17 protein-coding genes and 1 pseudogene are annotated in these 18,364 nt (G+C 65.6%); 3 read left to right on the top strand and 15 right to left on the bottom strand.

The annotated features are described in order from the left end of the window. Nucleotides 1–36: 36 nt before the first annotated feature. From DI606_RS11425 to DI606_RS11390, 8 genes are all read right to left on the bottom strand, one after another. Nucleotides 37–261, bottom strand: a complete 225-nt coding sequence (locus DI606_RS11425) for a sulfurtransferase TusA family protein (RefSeq protein ID WP_293982928.1) — start codon at nucleotides 259–261, stop codon at nucleotides 37–39. Continuing rightward, a complete protein-coding gene (der, locus tag DI606_RS11420) occupies nucleotides 248–1,618 on the bottom strand; it encodes a ribosome biogenesis GTPase Der (protein ID WP_293982925.1) in 1,371 nt (456 codons plus the stop codon). Before der ends, DI606_RS11425 begins: the two co-directional genes overlap by 14 nt. A 95-nt stretch (nucleotides 1,619–1,713) precedes the next feature. After that, a complete protein-coding gene (locus tag DI606_RS11415) occupies nucleotides 1,714–3,072 on the bottom strand; it encodes a PQQ-binding-like beta-propeller repeat protein (protein ID WP_293982922.1) in 1,359 nt (452 codons plus the stop codon). An 8-nt stretch (nucleotides 3,073–3,080) separates the two neighbouring features. Next, on the bottom strand, nucleotides 3,081–3,779 hold the full coding sequence (locus DI606_RS11410; RefSeq protein WP_293982919.1) for a tetratricopeptide repeat protein: 699 nt from the start codon (nucleotides 3,777–3,779) through the stop codon (nucleotides 3,081–3,083). Nucleotides 3,780–3,855: 76 nt separating this feature from the next. After that, a complete protein-coding gene (gene panB, locus DI606_RS11405; RefSeq protein WP_293982916.1) occupies nucleotides 3,856–4,728 on the bottom strand; it encodes a 3-methyl-2-oxobutanoate hydroxymethyltransferase in 873 nt (290 codons plus the stop codon). A gap of 89 nt (nucleotides 4,729–4,817) precedes the next feature. Next, a complete protein-coding gene (locus DI606_RS11400; protein ID WP_293982913.1) occupies nucleotides 4,818–7,277 on the bottom strand; it encodes a TonB-dependent receptor in 2,460 nt (819 codons plus the stop codon). A 130-nt stretch (nucleotides 7,278–7,407) separates the two neighbouring features. Beyond that, nucleotides 7,408–7,596, bottom strand: coding sequence for a YezD family protein (locus DI606_RS11395; protein ID WP_293982910.1), 189 nt, complete (start codon nucleotides 7,594–7,596; stop codon nucleotides 7,408–7,410). Between the two features lie 106 nt (nucleotides 7,597–7,702). Then, complete coding sequence (locus tag DI606_RS11390; protein ID WP_293982907.1) at nucleotides 7,703–8,368, bottom strand: alpha/beta hydrolase; 666 nt, start codon at nucleotides 8,366–8,368, stop codon at nucleotides 7,703–7,705. 222 nt (nucleotides 8,369–8,590) lie between these two features. Here DI606_RS11390 and DI606_RS11385 point away from each other — a divergent pair, with 222 nt between their 5' ends. Beyond that, complete coding sequence (locus tag DI606_RS11385) at nucleotides 8,591–9,022, top strand: OsmC family protein (protein ID WP_293982904.1); 432 nt, start codon at nucleotides 8,591–8,593, stop codon at nucleotides 9,020–9,022. On the opposite strand, the gene DI606_RS11380 is transcribed toward DI606_RS11385, so the two are convergent. The 4 genes from DI606_RS11380 to DI606_RS11365 form a co-directional block, all read right to left on the bottom strand. Beyond that, on the bottom strand, nucleotides 8,994–9,881 hold the full coding sequence (locus tag DI606_RS11380) for a DMT family transporter (protein WP_293982961.1): 888 nt from the start codon (nucleotides 9,879–9,881) through the stop codon (nucleotides 8,994–8,996). The genes DI606_RS11385 and DI606_RS11380 overlap by 29 nt on opposite strands. A gap of 82 nt (nucleotides 9,882–9,963) precedes the next feature. Next, nucleotides 9,964–10,767 (bottom strand): methyltransferase, encoded by an 804-nt coding sequence (locus DI606_RS11375; protein ID WP_293982902.1) that lies wholly within the window; start codon nucleotides 10,765–10,767, stop codon nucleotides 9,964–9,966. An 83-nt stretch (nucleotides 10,768–10,850) separates the two neighbouring features. Further along, nucleotides 10,851–12,383 carry a CpaF family protein gene (locus DI606_RS11370; protein ID WP_293982899.1) on the bottom strand — a complete coding sequence of 511 codons (1,533 nt, stop codon included), beginning with the start codon at nucleotides 12,381–12,383 and terminating at the stop codon, nucleotides 10,851–10,853. Next, the gene (locus DI606_RS11365; RefSeq protein ID WP_293982896.1) at nucleotides 12,380–13,951 is read right to left on the bottom strand and encodes an integral membrane-like protein; all 1,572 of its coding nucleotides are present in this window, start codon (nucleotides 13,949–13,951) and stop codon (nucleotides 12,380–12,382) included. The genes DI606_RS11370 and DI606_RS11365 overlap by 4 nt, the downstream gene beginning before the upstream one ends. 121 nt (nucleotides 13,952–14,072) lie before the next feature. Here DI606_RS11365 and DI606_RS11360 point away from each other — a divergent pair, with 121 nt between their 5' ends. Both DI606_RS11360 and DI606_RS11355 read left to right on the top strand, forming a co-directional pair. Continuing rightward, on the top strand, nucleotides 14,073–15,080 hold the full coding sequence (locus tag DI606_RS11360) for a glycosyltransferase family 2 protein (protein ID WP_293982893.1): 1,008 nt from the start codon (nucleotides 14,073–14,075) through the stop codon (nucleotides 15,078–15,080). Continuing rightward, nucleotides 15,053–15,778 carry a class I SAM-dependent methyltransferase gene (locus DI606_RS11355; protein WP_293982891.1) on the top strand — a complete coding sequence of 242 codons (726 nt, stop codon included), beginning with the start codon at nucleotides 15,053–15,055 and terminating at the stop codon, nucleotides 15,776–15,778. The genes DI606_RS11360 and DI606_RS11355 overlap by 28 nt, the downstream gene beginning before the upstream one ends. On the opposite strand, the gene DI606_RS11350 is transcribed toward DI606_RS11355, so the two are convergent. The 3 genes and pseudogenes from DI606_RS11350 to DI606_RS11340 form a co-directional block, all read right to left on the bottom strand. After that, nucleotides 15,770–17,317: a hypothetical protein gene (locus DI606_RS11350; protein WP_293982889.1), complete on the bottom strand. Its 1,548-nt coding sequence runs from the start codon at nucleotides 17,315–17,317 to the stop codon at nucleotides 15,770–15,772. The genes DI606_RS11355 and DI606_RS11350 overlap by 9 nt on opposite strands. A gap of 25 nt (nucleotides 17,318–17,342) precedes the next feature. After that, on the bottom strand, nucleotides 17,343–17,597 hold the full coding sequence (locus tag DI606_RS11345; protein ID WP_293982886.1) for an ATP synthase F1 subunit epsilon: 255 nt from the start codon (nucleotides 17,595–17,597) through the stop codon (nucleotides 17,343–17,345). Between the two features lie 54 nt (nucleotides 17,598–17,651). Beyond that, nucleotides 17,652–18,364, bottom strand: a pseudogene (locus DI606_RS11340) (F0F1 ATP synthase subunit beta); the annotation flags it as partial.

Here is an 18,364-nt window from a genome sequence, read left to right as displayed (position 1 = left end):
TAAAGAAACGCGGGGGACACAGGATGGTAACGGCTTTCATCCCCGCTTTTGAAGGAGGAAGCGGTCGGGCCCGGCCTTGGCAAACGTCCAGTCATGCGCCTGCGCCAGGGCGGCGAGTTCGGCCGGGGCGATGGCATCGTCGGCATCGATCAGCACCGCGGCCGCTCCCTCCCGCATCGCCCGCGCCGCCCGAAGCGCAGGCCAAGGGCATTTCATGCCGCGCGCGTCGATGGCGACCGGCGCGGCGTCACTTGTTGCCATAGGGGTTCTTGGCGCTACGCAGCGTCAGTCGTACGGGCACCGCGCCGAAGCCCAGTTCCTTGCGGATGCCGTTCACCAGATAGCGGCGGTAGCTTTCGGGCAGTTCGTCGAGGCGCGTGCCGAACAGGACGAACGTGGGCGGGCGCGTCTTGTTCTGGGTGATGTAGCGCAGCTTGATACGCTTGCCGCCGGGGGCGGGCGGCGGGTTGGCTTCCAGCGCGCGTTCGAACCAGCGGTTGAGGATGCCGGTCGAAATACGCTGCGACCAGGCGGTGCGGGTTTCGAAGGCGACATGGATAAGGTCGTCCAGGCCCCGACCGGTGGCCGCCGACACGGTCATGATCGGCACGCCGCGCACCTGCGCCAGGCCGTCGTCCAGCGCTTTCTTGATGCCCTGATACAGCGCCGATCCGTTTTCCACCGTGTCCCATTTGTTGAGTGCGATGACGAGCGCGCGCCCTTCCTCCAGCACCCGGTCGGCGATGCGAAGGTCCTGCGCTTCGAGGCCGCGCGTCGAATCGAGCAGCAGCACGACGACTTCGGCGAAGTTGACGGCGTTGAGACCGTCGCTGACCGCCAGCTTTTCCAGCTTGTCCTGCACCTTGGCGCGCTTGCGCATGCCCGCCGTGTCGATCAGGCGGACGGCGCGGATCGCGTTGTCGCGGCTGACCCATTGCCAATCGACCGCGATGCTGTCGCGGGTAATGCCCGCTTCCGGCCCGGTCAGCAGGCGGTTTTCGCCCAGCAGCCGGTTGATGAGCGTCGATTTGCCTGCGTTGGGACGGCCCACGATGGCGAGCTTGAGCGGAGCGGACTCCATGTCCTCCTCGCTCGGTTCGTCCTCCGGCTCGTCCTCCCCCTCGCGTTCGAGGTGGGGGAGCAGCGCCTGGAACAGATCGGCCATGCCCTGCCCATGTTCGGCGGAAAAGGGAATGGGTTCGCCCAAGCCCAGGCCAAAGGATTCCATGACGCCGGGGTCCGCCGCTTTCCCTTCCGCCTTGTTCGCCACCAGCACCACCGGCGCGTCGTTCGCGCGCAGCCAGCGGGCGATTTCCTCGTCCAACGGCGTGATGCCCGCGCGCGCATCGATCATGAAGAGCGCGACGTCGCAATTGTCGACTGCCGCCTCGGTCTGGATCCGCATCCGTCCGGGGAGCGATTGCGGATCTTCATCCTCATACCCCGCCGTGTCGATGATGGTGAAATCGAGGCCGAGCAGATGCGCCTGTCCCTCCCGCCGGTCGCGGGTGACGCCGGGCTGGTCGTCCACCAGTGCCAGCTTCTTGCCGACGAGGCGGTTGGACAGGGTGGACTTGCCGACATTGGGGCGTCCGACGATCGCTACCGTGGGCAGCATGGCCCATTTCCTTCCACAAAAATCACATCTTCAAAAAACAGCGCACCCGCGCAGGCGTGGCCTGCGCGGGTGCGGCGCATAGCATAGGCAAGGCGTCAGCGGAACGCCGTCAGCCGTCCGTCGTCCGCCAGGACGTAGAGCATGTTGTTGGCGACGATCGGCGACAATGACATGGAATGCTTCATGTCCACGGTCGATTGCACCGATCCGCTGGCCGGATCGACATAGACCATCTCGCCGCGGGTCGACACCACGATCAGGCGATTGCCTGCCAGAACCGGGCCGGTCCAGCGGATCGCCTTGTCCTTCTTCTTTTCCTTTTCCCAGCGGCGCAACTGGCTGATCCAGCGGATTTTGCCGGTGGCGCGCGCGACGCAGAGCAGCTTTGCGTCGCTGGTGACGGCGAACACCCATTCGCCCACCACCCATGGCGTCGAAATGCCCGCGATGTTGATTTCCCACAGGCGCTGGCCGCTTGTCAGTTCGTAGGAGGCCATGCGTCCGCCCTGTCCGATGGCGAACACGCGGCCCCGGTCGATCACGGGATCGGCGTCGATGTCGGTCAGGCTGGCGACGGCGGTCGAGATGCTGGTGCGCGACAGCGCGTCGCCCCACAGTTGACGACCGTTTTCATAGCGATAGGCGTTGATTTCGCCCGAACTGTAGCCTGCGATCACCGTGCCTTGCGCGGCGGCGGGCGCGGCGACGCCGAAGATGCCCGTGACCTGAAGCGTGCCGCTGTCGGTCCACTGGGTTTCGCCGTCGCTCTGGTTGAGGGCGAAGACCTGATTGTCCTGACCCATCACGTAAACATGGCCGTTTTCCAGCGTGGGTGCGCCGCGAAGCGGGCCGCCCAGATGCTTTTTCCAGACGATGTTGCCGTTGGTCGCGTCGAGCGCGGCCACGTCGCCCACGCCGGTGCTGGCGTAAAGACGGTTGTCGAGCACCGATACGCCGCCGCCGAAGAGAGCGCGACCGTTATTGCCCTTGCCCTTGCTTTCGGCAGGCAGGGCGGTCTGCCACAGCTTCGCGCCGCTCGCGGCGTCATAGGCGATGACATGGGCGCTGCTGTCGATGACGAACAGCTTGCCGCCCGAAATGACGGGGGAGGCGGCCAGACGCGCCTGGGGCGTGCTGCCTTCGATGGAGGTCGTCCATACCTGTGTGGGCGATCCGCCGAGCGACACATGGCCCATCGCCTTGGACGGGTCGCCGCCCGGCTGCGTCCATGCGTCGTTGACATAGGCGGCAGGCAGGCTGACCGTTACATCGGCGAGCGCGGCGTCGACTTCGACGCCCTGCTCGTTGCTGAGGATCGACATGCGCTTGCCCACGACCGGGGTCTTGGGGCCGCCCTTCTTGCCGCCCACGATACCGCAACCCGCGACCAGCGCGATCATCGCGGCCACCGTGACGCTCCGCCCCAGGGGCGACAGGCTCTTCATGCTCACCATCCGCTCGCTTATCCTTCGCTCGGCTCTGCCGGAATTTCGACCGCGTCGATCCCCATGACGCCCGCCATCTGACGCGCGCGTGAACGGATCGAGTCGGGGACGTTCGCATCCTTCGCCATGGCGGCGAACATCGGTCCGGCAAGGTCGGTCTTGCCCATCTTTACATAAGCGAGCGCGACAAGTTCGCCCGCGCTGCCGAACCAGGGCGCGCCTTCCACCGCGAGGGGCTTCAGCCGGTCGACGACCTGCTGGGGTTTCAGCCCATCGAATTCGAGCGCCGTCTGGCGAATGAGCGCCAGATCGCGATAGGGTTGGTCGAGGCTGCTGTCCGCCGCCATCGCCGCATAGACCGCGATTGCGGCCTTGGCGTCACCCTTGCGCGAGGCGACGCCCGCCTTCGTCAACAGAGCCGCCGCGCGGTATCCGGGCTGGTCCGCCTGCGCCAGCGCGTCCAGCTCCTTTGCGTCGGGCTTGCCTCCGCCGAGCGCAGTCGCCAGCACGGCATCCATCTTTTCGGAGGTCGCTTCGGACTGGGTGCGGGTATGATGCTGCCAGTAAAGCCAGCCGCCGAACGCGGCGAGGCCCAGCACCAGCGCAGCGACCGCGATGCGGCCATAGCGCTGCCAGAAGGACATGAGCTGGTCCTGACGGACGGCATCATCGACCTCGCGCATGAAGACTTCGCTGTTTTGCGGCGTCAGGGCCACGATATTCTCCGGGACATGGAACAGAAACGGACGGGCAGAAGGCGCGATCAATAGCGGCGCTGGAGATACACGCAAATTACTTTTTGGGTCGATACACCTGATCGTCGGTGGGGAAGGCGCGGGCGCGCACGTCGGCGGCGTAGGTTTGCGCTGCCCGGTCGATCACCCCGGCGATGTCGTCGAAGCGTTTCACGAAGCGGGGCACGCGATCGAACATGCCGAGCATGTCCTCCGTCACCAGCACCTGCCCGTCACAATGGACCGACGCGCCGATGCCGATCACGGGGATGGAAACGCTGTCGGTGACGGCGATGGCGATGTCCTCCATCACGCCCTCGATCACCAGGCCGAAGGCTCCGGCATCGGCGACGGCGCGGGCGTCCGCCAGGATCTTGGCATGTTCCGCCTCGCTCTTGCCGCGCGCGCCATAGCCGCCCAGCGCGTTCACCGCCTGCGGTGTGAGGCCGATATGGCCCATGACGGGAATGCCGCGCTGGCTGAGGAAGGCGATGGTTTCCGCAATCGCCGTGCCGCCTTCCAGCTTGACGCCCGCCGCGCCCGTTTCGGCCATGATGCGGCTGGCGCTGGCGAAGGCCTGCTGCGGCGAGGCTTCGTAGGCGCCGAACGGCATGTCGACCAGGACGAGGCTGTGATAGCTGCCGCGCACCACCGCCGCGCCGTGGGCGATCATCATGTCGAGCGTGACGGACAGCGTCGATGGCAGGCCATAGATCACCTGTCCCAGCGAATCGCCCACCAGCAGCATGTCGCAATGCGCGTCGAGCAGTTGCGCCTGCCGCGCGGTGTAGGCGGTCAGCATGACGAGGGGTTCGGCGGTCCGGCCATCGGCCTTGCGGCGCTGGATGGCGGGGACGGTGAGCCGCTTCATCGGCGCGGGCGTAGGATTGGCCCGGCTGGTTGCGGTGTCGAGCGTGAAGGTCGTGGACATGAACGCGCTCTACCCCACCGCGAAGGCGCGCGCAAATAAGGGCATCGCGGACGGGGCAGCCGCGCCGGGCTGCCCCAGAACCGGACAGGTCAGAAGCTGACCTTGATCGTGCCGCCCCAGGTGCGCGGATCGCCCGGCTGGCCAGCGATCAGGCCGACATTGCCCGGCGCGACCTGAAGCAGGTCGATATAATTGACGTCGAAGGCGTTGCGCACCCAGCCGAAGATGTCGAACCCTTCGCCCCGGAAGCCGGTGCGGAAGTTGGTGAGGGCATAGCCCTTGACCTCCGTATAGATGGACGGCGACGCGTTGGAGTTCCAGTGCGAACGATAGTTGCCGTCCACGCCGAAATAGACCTGCCCTTCCTTGTCCAGCAGGTTGGCGGGGATGTTGTATTCCGCGCCGTAGGACGCCGCCCACCGGGACACGCCGGGCAGGCGCTGCCCCGAAATGTCGCAGTTGGGACGGCTGAACCCGCCCGCGGTGCCCGCCGGGCTCCACAGTGCCGGATTGGTCGTCACCGTGCCGCCTGCCAGTTCCGGCGGGCAGGGGGCGTCGACGAACTTCCTGTATTTGGCGTCGGTATAGGCGCCGTTCGCATAGGCGGTGAACCGGTCGCTGACGAGGATCTTGAAATCCGCCTCGATCCCCTGCGAGCGCACCTTCTGCGCATTGGCGAGATAGCCGCGCAGCACGCCGAACTGGCCGTTGTTCACCGTCGCCTGGAAATTCTTGATGTCGGTGCGGAAGGCTGTGAGGTTGAAGGTGGCACGACGGTCCCAGAACTGGGTTTTCAAACCCACTTCGAAATGATTGACCGACTCCGGCTTCACCGTGCCCGCGCTCAGGATCGGCTGGTTGTTCTGGTCGAGCGGAAGGCCGTTCTGGTTGATGCCGACTGTCTTGAAGCTCTTGGCATAGGTGGCATAGGCCAGCACGTCGGGCGCGAGTTTGTAGTTGACGTTGAAGTCGTAGGTGAAGTTCCAGTCGCTGGCCGACGGTGCGCTGATCTGCGGCTGGTACACGCCGCACTGGGCCGCCAGCACGGGATTGCCCGCGGTGGCCGCAGGCGCGCAACTGACGATCGCCTGCCCCGTGCCGGTCGTCACGTCGCGTTGGTAAAAGCCCGATTTCTTGTCGTAGTTGATGCGCGCGCCCGGCTGGATCGTCAGTTCAGGCGTTACCTTCCAGCTTAGCTGGCCGAACAGCGCGGCGCTGGTGCTTTTGAGATATTGCGTGTTGCTGGCGGTCAGGCCGTTCAGGATATTGTCCCTGATCTGCGCCGCGTTGGTGAGGCTCCAGCGGCTGGCGTCGGGGCCCTGCGATTCGATGCCTTGCGTGTCGATCCGCTGCTTGAAGCCGAACAGACCGACGACGAAGTCGATATGCTCGCCTTCCTGATTGTAGCGGAATTCCTGGCTATACTGGTCCTGCTGCGACGGGTTCTGTGAGCGCGCGACGATCGACAGACCGGTAAAGTCACGGTCGTTTTCCGGCTTCCAGTCCCAGAAGCGCCACGCGGTAACGGACGTCAGCGTGCCTGCGCCCGCATCCCACTTCACTTTGAGCGATGCGCCGCCGATCTTGTTTCCGGCGTTCAGGTTGCTGTCGAGGTCGCTCAGGCGATCGTAGGGATTGCGGCTGGGCACCTGATAGTTGCGCCCGGCAGCGTTGGCGGCGGCGACCAGGGCGTCATATTGCCGGGTCAGAGCGCGCTGGGTCCGACCGACGCGTACGAAGGTCGTGCCGCAGCATTCGGGATCCTGCCGACTATAATCGCCCGCCAGCGTGATCGACAGATTTTCCGTCGGCTGGAACAGAAGTTGCGCCCGCAATCCCAGATTGTCCTGCTCGTTGATCCAGCGGCGGCTTACCACATTGTAGAGCACGCCCCGGCGGCTGGTGGTGGCGATGGCGACGCGGGCGGCGATCTTGTCCGTGATCGGGCCGGACACGGCGGCCTTGGCCTGGCGGAAGTCGAGGTTGCCTGCGGTCACTTCGGCGCGGCCCTCGAAATCGAAGGTCGGCTGGTTGGTCGTGATGTTGATCGCGCCTGCCGTCGTGTTCTTGCCGTAGAGCGTGCCCTGCGGACCGCGCAACACTTCCACCTGCGCCACGTCGAGAAAGTCGAAGGTCGCGGCGGCGACACGGCTGTTGTAGACATCGTCGACATAGATGCCGACGCCCTGCTCGAAACCGTCGCTGGTGAGGCCGAAGGGCACGCCGAGACCGCGGATATTGACCGAGGTGTTGCGCGGGTTCGACGTGTAGACCTGAAGCGTGGGGGCCAGCTGCTGGAGCTTGAGCACGTTGAAATTGCCGGTCGCCTCGATGCTGTCGCCCCGGATGACGGAGATGGCGAGCGGCACTTCCTGTGCGGTTTCGGCGCGGCGGCGGGCGGTGACGACGATCACGTCCCCGCGCGGCTGGGGGGCGGCGTCCGCCTGGTCCGGCGCGGCGGCGACAGGCGCTGCACTCTGGGCGAAGGCAGTGGGCGAGACGAATGAAAGGCTCGCCACCCCGGCGAGCAGTATCGGACGCGCAATCATGTAATTCCCCTTGTTCCGGATGTCCGGTCGATCGTCTTGGGGGGCTTCCCTGCGACACTGGCGGTTCCCCCGATCCGCCAGCCGCCGCGCTCGATAGGCGCGGGCTTCGAACTGCTTCTATGCCGGGCCGTCAGCTGGTGAGGCGGGTCTTTTCGGTAACGTCGATCTGCACGACGCGGGCGTCATGGACGGTCAGCGTGATCGATCCGAACCGCATTCCCTGAAGCACGTCGCGCACCTTGTCGATGCTGGCGGCGATGTCGACGCGCTGGCTGGCGGGGCGGGCGTTGCGAATGTCGATGGTGCGTTGGTCGTTCATAAATCCCTCTTCGTCCCCGCTTTATCTCAACCGAACAGATAGACAAAAAAGCAAATATAAGGGGCGCGCAAGTTTGTCTTGTCGCGCCCCTTCGGGGGTGAACCGGTCAGGGGTGAAGCATAGGTGCCGCCTTGCGGTCCTGTTGCGCCAGAGGCAGGGCGGGGCGCATCTGCCGCACGGCGCTCGCCTGTTCCTGCGCATTGTCGATCAGCCGTTCGAGCAACGACTGCCCGAATGTCCAGTCGCCCAATCCGGAGTCGGCGTTGATGTGACCGGCATAGCCTGCGTCCACGAACTCGCTGCCCCAATTTTTGCCGATGCTGTGGGCGCGCTCGAAGAAGATATAGGGGTCGTCCCTGCTCGCCACGACGATCGAGGGGAAGGGTAGCTGCGCGCGGGGGGTCGGGCCGAAGCCGCCGATGGTTTCGGGCGTTTCCATCCGGTCGCAATCGGGCGGTGCGACCAGCAGTGCGCCGGTGACGGGCCAGCCATAGGCCTGGCTCTGGAGCGCGCCCCACCACGCAACCGCGAGGCAGCCAAGGCTGTGCGCCGCGAGGATGACCGGCGCGTTCGCTTCGCGAATAGCGGCGTCGAGTCGCGTGACCCAGGCGTTACGGCTGGGGCTGGCCCAACTGCCCAGGTCGACGCGTTCGCAATCGCCGCGCCGCTGTTCCCACAAAGTCTGCCAATGACCCGGCCCGCTATTGTTGAGGCCGGGGATCGTCAGGACAACCGGCTGACGCGTGTCGCCTGTGAATCCGAATCGGTCCATTGTCTGATCCTCATCCTTGTCGAGCCTTCAACTTAATTCTATTTCATCGGTAGACAATGGGCTGGCGACGAAATGTGGTGAAATCTGGGCAGTCCGTTCATCTGGGAGACAGGTAGGTCCGCCGCTGCGGCATCGTGTTGCGCCACGCCAGATTTGTCGCATCTCGGCAACCATGCCGTGCCACAGGGGTTCCTTCGCTTTCCCCAAGAAGGAGCCAAGCAGATGAAGATCAATCATAGCGGGTCGGCTGTGTGGAGCGGCGGACTGAAGGACGGCAAGGGCGCGATCTCGACGCAGAGCGGAGCGCTGGACGCGCATCCTTACGGGTTCGCGACCCGGTTCGAAGGCGTTGCGGGCACCAACCCGGAGGAACTGATCGCGGCGGCGCATGCCTCCTGCTTCACCATGGCGCTGTCCATGATCCTGGGCGACGCGGGCCTAACCGCCGAAAAGATGGAAACGAACGCGGTGGTGACGTTGGAAGACAAGGACGGCGGTTTTGCCGTGACGGCGAGCAAGCTGACGCTCAAGGCCACCATCCCCGGCGCGGACGATGCGACGTTTCAGGAACTGGCGGCCAAGGCGAAGGCGAACTGCCCCATTTCCAAGCTGCTCAACGCCGATATCAGTCTGGAGGCGGAATTGCTGGGCTGACGACGGGGGGCACGGCGCGGACATGTTCGCGCCAGGCGATATAAAGGCCGCTGGCGATGATCAGGATCGCGCCGATCCAGGTCGTCGCCATCGGCCATCCCTCGCCGATGGCCGCGCCCAGCAGCGTGGTCCAGATGATGGCGCTATAGTCCATCGGCAAAACCACGGAGACCGGGCCGAAGCGGAGCGCTGCGGTCAGGCAGATTTGCGCGATCCCGCCGATGACGCCGATGGTAACGATGAGGCCCCATGTCGTGGCATCGTGCGTCTGCGCGAAGAAGGGCATGGCCGCGCCCAGCGGACCGACCGACAATAAGGTGAACCAGAAGACGATGACGCCGGGCCGTTCCGTGCGGCCCAGTTCGCGCAGGATCAGGCTGACGATCGCGGTCACGATGGCGGCGGCGATGGCGACGCTGACGCCATAGGCGGCAAAATGCCCGGCGTCCGGCCGCACCATCACCATCACCCCGGCAAAGCCCAGCAACACCGCGCCCCAGCGATGGATGCCGGTCGCTTCCCGCAGCAGCAACGCCGACAGGATCGTGCCGAAGATCGGCATGGTAAAGCCGATGGCGGCGGCTTCCGTCGGGGGCAGCAGGATGTAGGACAGGAAATTGAGCGCCATGCCCGTGACGCCCACGACCATGCGGGTCGCATGGACACCGATACGGTTGGGACGCAGCGATCCGATGCCGGTCGTCATCGCGACGGTCGCGAAGACGACCGGCATCGCGATCAGCTGGCGATAGAAGACCGTCTCGACGATGTTGACGCCGTGGTTCGCGGCCAGGCGGCCCGTCACGAACATGATCGACAGGCATGCGACCGCCAGCAGGCGTAGCGCGATCGCCAGCATCGGGCGGTGGGGGCGGGGCAGGGGGGCGGCGGTCACGCCCCTCCCTTAGCCCGGTTGCGCATCGACGCAACCGGGCCACTTGTCACTTCATGGGCTTGCGGAATTTCAACGTCATGCGGTCGCTTTCGCCAATGGCGAGATATTTTTCGCGGTCGACATCTTTCAGGGACAGCGTGGGCGGCAGCGTCCAGACTCCCTTGGCCCAATCGGCGGTGTCCTTGGGATTGGCGTTCACTTCCGAACTGCCGACATATTCGAACCCTGCCGCCTGCGCGATCCGGCGAATGGTCGACACCTTGAGGTAGCCGCTCGTCTTTTCGAGCGCCGTGTCGCGGCCTTCGGGCAGGCGATGATCCACCACGCCCAGCGTCCCGCCGGGCTTCAGCATAGTGTAGAAGGCCTTGAACGTGTCCGCCTCTTTCCCGCCCATCACCATGTTGTGGACGTTGCGGAAGGTCAGCACCGTGTCGATGCTGTTCGCCGGAATCTTCGCCGCTTCCTCGGGATAGGCAACGACCTGAACCTTGTCATAGATCGGCTTCGCAGCCAGGAATTCCCGATATTTGGGCAGGTAGCTGCCTGTCGGCTGAAGCGCGTAGAAGGTGCCCTTGTCGCGCAGCAGGGGCGCGAGGATTTCGGTATACCAGCCGCCGCTCGGCGAATATTCGACGACGCGGCTGCCCGGCTTCACGCCGAAGAAGGCCAGCGTTTGGACCGGATGGCGATAGCGGTCGCGCGCGACATTGGCGGGCGTGCGCGTGGGCGCGGCGACGGCGGCGGCAATCGGATCGGCGGCGGCGGGCTTGCCATGGCCGGTATGCTGGGCGAGCGCTGCCCCCATGGGGATCAGCGCCGCGGCGGCGGCAAGCAGGGCGAGACGGTTCATGCACAATCCTCTCATCGACAACGATGGGAGTATGATGTGCCCCGCCCGCCCCGGAGAGGCAAGTCAAACCCGCCGGGCTTCGCCTACAGGCAGGCTTCGAGGAACGGCTGGTCGAACCCGAACATCCGCGCCTTGTCGAGCGTGTAGGGGCGCAGGCCCATCGAGCGATATTCGCCCACGATCTTTCCGCTGTCGTCCTCGTCATGATATTCGAACTTGAACAGTTCCTGCGTGACGATGACATCGCCTTCCATCCCGATGACTTCGGTGATGTTGGTGACGCGGCGCGACCCGTCGCGCAGGCGCTTCACCTGCACGATGAGGTCGACCGAATCGGCGATCTGCTTGGAAATGGCTTCCTTCGGGATCTTGATGTCGCCCATCAGGATCATGTTTTCCATACGGCCCAGGCACTCGCGCGGCGAGTTGGAGTGGAGCGTACACATGGAGCCGTCATGGCCCGTGTTCATCGCGGCGAGCAGATCGAAACATTCCGCGCCACGAATTTCGCCCAGGATGATGCGGTCGGGGCGCATACGCAGGGCGTTCTTGACGAGGTCGCCGATGGTGATCGCACCTTGCCCTTCCAGGTTCGGCGGACGGGTTTCGAGCGGCAGCCAGTGGGGCTGTTGCAACCGCAGTTCCGCCGCGTCCTCGATCGTCAGCACGCGCTCGCCCGGGTCGATCATCTTGGACAGCGCGTTGAGCATCGTTGTCTTGCCCGAACCGGTGCCGCCCGAAATGACGATGTTGAACCGGCACGCGCCTGCGATCTTGAGCGCGGTCGCCATCTTGGGGCTCATCGCGCCCCATTGCGCCAGCATGTTGATGGTGATCGGCTTGGCGGAGAATTTACGGATCGAAATGGCCGTGCCGCGCAGCGACAGCGGCGGCACGATCACGTTGACGCGGCTGCCGTCGGGCAGGCGGGCGTCGGCCAGCGGCGTCGTCTGGTCGACGCGGCGGCCGACCTTGTTGACGATGCGCTGCGCGATCTGGAACAGATGCTCCTCGTCGCGGAACTTGATCGGCGCGATCTGGAGCTTGCCCTTCTTTTCGATATAGGTCTGTTCCGGGCCGTTCACCATGATGTCGCTGACATCCGGGTCGGACAGCAGTTCCTCCAGCGGGCCGAGGCCCAGCAGTTCGTCCACCAGCACCTTTTCCAGCGCGAACTGTTCGCGCCGGTTGAGGGTCAGCTTCAGTTCGGCGAGCACTTCCATGATGATCGGGCGGAATTCCTCCGCCAGTTCATCCTTGGTCAGCGTCGCGGCCGCTTCGGGATCGACGCGTTCGAGCAGGCGGGGCAGCACCTGTTCCTTGATCTTGTGGACGCTCGCTTCGAACCCGGTCGGGCCGGCATCGGCGACATGTTCGGCATTGGCGCGTTCCGACAGGCGCGACATGGCGTCGGCGTTGCGCTGCATCTGGCCCGTAGGCGCGGCGAGCGGATCGAACGGCGTTTCGCCCGGCAGGGATGCGATGTCGAGCGGAGGGAATTGCTCTCCGCCGCGCGGGGCTTCCTCGCGGGGGGCGGATCCGCCGTGCATGGGCCGGGCCACGCCGAAACCGGGCTTGATGCCCGCAGGTCCATTTTTCCGTCCAAAGGCGCTCATAAGTCTCCGCCGCGCTGTCGAGACCGCAGGGCAATGCGCCGCTCCGGTCGATCCAATAGGGGTGATGAAGGTGAATAGGTTCGAAACTTTGATAAATGGCTAATGGCGCGTTGACCGATGGCCAGCAGCACCCACAGCAGCGCCGTGGCAAGGCTGATCGCGCCGCCCCACCGCTCCTGCCACAACGTGATGCGTTCGACCCGGTAGAGGCCGGGAACGGCATCGAAGCGCAGCAATGGGCCGTGGCTCGCCACCGGCTTGCCGTCGCGCGTCACCTGCCAGATCGGGAAGGCGGCATGACCCAGCGTTACCGGCCCCGCGCGCTCGACCAGGATCGTATCGCCGCGCGGCAGCGATCGCCACGGACGCATGTCGGTCCAGCGATAGGCGCGCTCGACGCGGGACAGGTCGAAGCCGCGCGGCAGATATTCGGGTGCGTCGGGCGCGATCCGTTCGATCCGGGCATAGTCGACGGGCCGTGCCATGAAGGCGGCGGTGAGGAAGCCGGTGAAGGCGTAGGGGAACAGCAGCAGGAGTGCGCCGCCCGCCGCCCATGCGGGACGCGGGCGCACCGACACGATCGCCGTCACCGCCGCGAACTCCGCCAGGCAGAGCGCGCGCCAGGGGAATTGCGCCTTGTCCAGTATCGGGATGTCCCAGACGAAGGGGATCAGCCGGATCGAAAGCAGCGCCAGCAGGATCGCCATGACTCCCCAGAAACTGCGCGCCGCAGGCCATGACAGCAGGATGAGGCCCAGCGCGAGGCTGGGAAACAGTTCGAAGCTGGCATTCAGCACCGACCAGTCCGTCGCGCGATAGTCCGGCCCCCACAGCATCGCGATGGAGACATGATCCTGAAGCGTCATCGCGGGGAGCAGGTAGAAGGCGGCCAGCCCCGTCGTCAGCACCCCCGCCATCGCAGCCGGGACGAGTATCCGATCGCCCAGCCACAGCCGCCGCCCGATCATCGGCGCGACGAGGAAAATCCCCGTCAGCATGGCGAGCGGCAGGTGGCTGAGCAGCAGCGCGGCGAAGGAGGCTGCGAGAAGCAGCATCGCGCGACGCTGCGGCAAGCGGTCGATGGCGAGAGCGATCAGCGGCAACCACATGAACGCCGCCGTCTCCGCCAGCGCGCCGCGCACGTAGATATCGTGCAGATGATAGGGCGCAGCCATGTACAGCGCCGCGCCGAGCAGCGGATGCGTGCCCCGCGCGGCAAGCCAGCGATGCATCGCAAGACCGGACCCGACCAGCAGGACAAGGCCCGTCAGCGTGATCGAAGGAACGACCGGAACGCCCAGCGCGTGCCATCCCCCGCCGATCCAATAGGCGAGCGGCGGGTAGAAATAAAAGGTGGGGCTGCCGATCCCTTCGAAACTGGCGGGAAGCCAGCGTTCGTAGAGGTGCCCAGCCGCCATCTGCTGCCCGAAATGCTGGGTCCACAAATAATTATACTGGTGCGAATGCGTCGTCCCCGGCCCCCACAGCAACGCAGGCAGCATCAGCGCCAGGCCAAGCAGCGTGAGCGTGATCGCCGGATGGCGCAGGAGGGGGGGGAAGGATCGCATCGCCCGCTTCCCTGCCCCACTCATGGTAAAGAAAAGGTGATCGCGCCGTCCTCGCTTACCGCCCGTTAACCATTGGGGCCGATACCGGGCAACGGGTTTCAGGAGGAAGGCCGCAGGCGCCATGCGAACGCTCTCGATCGTCATTCCGGTGTTCAACGAACAGGAAGCGCTGTCGCTCTTCCTCGACGCCGCGCGTCCTGCGGTCGCCGAAGCGCTGCACCTGATCGGTCCGGGGGCGAGCGCCGAATTTCTGTTCGTCGACGACGGCAGCACGGATCGCACCGCCGATCTGCTGGCGATCCTTTCGCGGCTCAATCCCGATGTGCGCTATCTTTCGCTGTCGCGCAATTTTGGCAAGGAAGCGGCGCTGGCGGCGGGCATCGACCATGCGACGGGCGATGCGGTCATTCCCATCGACGTCGATCTTCAGGACCCGCCCGCCGTCATCGTCGACATGGTGTGCGCCTGGCTTTCAGGCGCGCAGGTGGTGAATGCGCGACGGATCGACCGGTCGAGCGACGGCTGGTTCAAGCGGCTGAGCGCACGCGGCTTCTATCGGTTGCTCAACCGCCTGTCGGATTATCCCATTCCCGAAGATGTCGGCGATTTCCGTCTTCTCGACCGACAGGCCGTGGACGCGATCCGGCAACTGGGCGAACAGGCGCGCTTTCACAAGGGACTGTTCAGCTGGATCGGGTTCAAGGTCGCCACCGTCGACTATGTCCGCGCCGCGCGCGGGGCAGGGGCGAGCAAGTGGCGGCTGGGGCGGCTCTGGTCGCTTGCCATCGATGGCATCACCGCGTCCACAACCATGCCGCTGCGCATCTGGTCCTATATCGGCGGCGCGGTCGCGCTGCTGGCGATGGCCTATGCCGGATGGCTTGTCGTACGCACGATGACGACCGGTATCGACGTGCCTGGCTATGCCTCGATCATGGTGGCGGTGCTGATGCTGGGCGGGCTCAACCTGTTGAGCCTGGGCATCATCGGCGAATATCTGGGGCGGGTCGCGCGCGAGGTGCGTCAGCGACCGCTCTATGTAATCGCGCGCCGTTCCGCCGAGCCGGACACGTTAGAAAGTGCGCAAGAGGAAGAGGACCGATGGACCGTTCAGCCTATGCGAGCATGAGCGTGCAGGAGGGCGGCCATTGGTGGTTCGTCGCCCGCCGCGCTATCCTCGACAGCCTCATCCGCACACGCATCGCGCCGCGCGCAGACGCGCGCATCCTGGAGGCGGGGTGCGGCACGGGCGGGAACCTGGCGATGCTGGCCCGCCATGGCCGGGTCGACGCGCTGGAATATGACGCCCAGGCACGCGAGATCGCAGGCGCGCGAGGAATCGCGCGGGTCGAGCCGGGCATGTTGCCGGATCGGGTCGGGTTCGACGACGCGCGCTACGACCTCATCGCCATTCTCGACGTGCTGGAGCATGTGGACGAGGATCGCGCCTCGCTCGCCGCGCTGGGGGCGCGGCTGGCACCGGGCGGACGGATACTGCTGACGGTGCCGGCGGTGCCGTGGCTCTGGTCCGACCATGACGTGATCCATCACCACAAGCGCCGCTACACGCTTGCCACCCTCCGCCGGGTGGCGGAGGAGGCGGGGCTGAAGGTTGAGCGGATCGGCTATTTCAACAGCCTGCTGTTTCCGCTGGCGATGGCGATGCGCACCGCGCACCGCCTGCTGCGCCGGAAAGACGCGCTCGATACGCAGCCCTCGCCGCCGGTCAACGCGCTGCTGCGGCGGGTGTTCGGATGGGAACGGCACCTGCTGGGGCGCGTGCGCTTTCCGATCGGGCTGTCGCTCTACGCGATCCTGTCAGCCTGACGCTTCGTCCGGGCTGTACCAGTGGCCGTCCCAGCAGCGGGCCGGGCGGGGCGGCACGACCTGCGCCGGATCGGCGGGGCGCACGATTGCGGGTACCGCGCTGAGCGGCGCCACGTAAGAGCTGACCGGGAAATCGCCAAAGCTCTGGTCCCACGCCTGGAACAGGCCGCAGCGCACCTGCGGCGCGGCGGGGTGGATGAGGGCGCGGCGTACCTCCATGAACCCGGTGATCGATCCGATGGCGATCAGGCCGAGGAGGATCGGTCGGGCGCGGGGCGCTGTGCTGACAGCGTCGGCGACCATCGCGGCAAGGATCGCAAGCGCGCTGATCGACGCGCGCATGGGAAAGTCGCTCGAAAAACCGATCTGGGCGAAGGGGACGAACAGCAGCCATCCCGTCAGCACCGCCAGCGTATCGCGACCGAGGCGCGGGTGGCGGACCAGCAGGGCGAGCGGAGCGACATAGACCAGCACTTCCAACAGTTCGAAAACGGCCCACTGGATCGGCGCGACCGTCCGCAGCCGTGCGCCGACCTCCCCACCCGCTGCCGACAGATAGAACAGTCCCGGCAGCGCGATCAGGCTGGAAAGCGCGGGAAGGGCGATGTCGCGCGTCCGCAAGGCACGGGCGATCAGCGTGCGTATGGCGGCGAGCGCTGCGAACGGCATCGCACCGATGAGGCCAAGCGGCGACCACAGCGCAGTCAGCGGCAGCAACGCAAGGAACGGGCCGAGCGGCAGCTTCCCCCCGCGCCACAGCAGGAAGCCCAAGGCACCGACCCAGCCCGAAATCGCATGCGGCGGCACCCAGAAGGCCAGCGTGATGGTCGAGCTGAACTGAAGATAGGCCCAGTTTTCGAGATGATCGGACAGGCCGCCGCGGAACATGATGCGCCCCATCGCATCGAGGCCACTGAAGAGAATGACGATGGCAAGCGCGGTCAGCTTCGCCCGGCGCGTGTCGAACAGGGTGGAGCCCAGCGCCAGCAGCGCGCCGGTCAGCAGGCTGTTCTGAAGCAGCAGCGCGATGTCGCCCGCCCGCGCGCCCAGCGCCTTTGCCGCGAGCGCGGGGGCGAAGAACATGCCGATAGGTCCGCGCAACAGCTCCGGCAGGCCACGTGATGTGTATACGAAGGGCCAGGGATAAAGGCTCATGTCGCGCAGGATCGCGTAGCGCGCCTGCCAGTCGATATTGGCGTAGAAGAACCGCCCCTCGCCGCCCAGCAGCATCAACACGAAGGCGGCAGCAAAGCCGATAACGAGCGCCCCTGTGCCGATCCGCGGCATGGGGCGGGCGGCGCGGAACAGCCAGGCGAGAAATCCCGCCAGCATCCCGCCGCCCACTACGATCGACCATCCCGGCATCGCCAGAAACCGCCATAACAGCAGTTGGTCCGCCCCCAGCCACGCCGCAATGGCGACGATCAGCCAGCGGCCCTTAAGTCCTCGCGGCGGGATGGGATCGGTTCGGGCGGTCATCTGCGCATCGTCATGGCAAAGAAAAAGGGGCGCGGAAAGCGCCCCTTCGTCCGTCTCCATGGCAAGGCCATCGACAAGAGCCGGGTCAGCCGGCCTTTTCGGCGAGGACAGTCAGGCCCTTTTCATTGACCTCGGCAAAGCCGCCCTGGACGGGCAGGATTTCCGGCGCGGCCCCGGCGCTGGCGAAGATCTGGATCGCGCCGTCGCGGACGGTCGACATGAAGGGCGCGTGGCCTTCCAGCACGCCGAAGTCGCCCTCGGTGCCGGGCACGACCACCTGATAGACCTCTTCCGAGCGGACGAGCTTTTCCGGGGTCACGAGTTCGAAATGCAATGCCATCAACTAAACTCCCCCCTCCCGCAGCAAGGGGAGGGGTTATCTTCGAGGTCGCGATCAGGCCGCTTCGGCGGCCAGCTTCTTGGCCTTCTCGACCGCTTCGTCGATGCCGCCGACCATGTAGAAGGCGTTTTCGGGCAGGTGGTCATATTCGCCCTCGACCACCGCCTTGAACGAGCGGACGGTGTCTTCGATCTGGACGAACTTGCCCGAGATGCCGGTGAAGACTTCGGCGACGTGGAAGGGCTGCGACAGGAACTTCTGGATCTTGCGCGCGCGGGCGACGGTCAGCTTGTCCTCTTCGGACAGTTCGTCCATGCCCAGGATCGCGATGATGTCCTGCAGCGACTTGTACTTTTGAAGGATCGACTGGACGGCACGGGCGGTGTCGTAATGTTCCTGGCCCACGGTGCGCGGTTCCAGAACGCGGCTGGTCGAATCGAGCGGATCGACCGCCGGATAGATGCCGAGTTCGGAAATGGCGCGGTTGAGAACCGTGGTCGCGTCGAGGTGCGCGAACGACGTGGCAGGTGCCGGGTCGGTCAAGTCGTCTGCGGGAACGTAGACGGCCTGGACCGAGGTGATCGATCCCTTGTTAGTCGAGGTGATACGTTCCTGAAGCGCGCCCATGTCCGTCGACAGCGTCGGCTGATAGCCCACCGCCGAAGGGATACGACCGAGCAGCGCCGACACTTCCGCGCCCGCCTGCGTGAAGCGGAAGATGTTGTCGACGAAGAACAGCACGTCCTGGTTTTCGACGTCGCGGAAAT

The organism is Sphingobium sp. (assembly GCF_003248505.1).
Lineage (GTDB): Bacteria > Pseudomonadota > Alphaproteobacteria > Sphingomonadales > Sphingomonadaceae > Sphingobium.
Note: the sequence above shows the minus strand (reverse complement) of the source record. Positions and strands in the feature narration are given on the sequence as shown.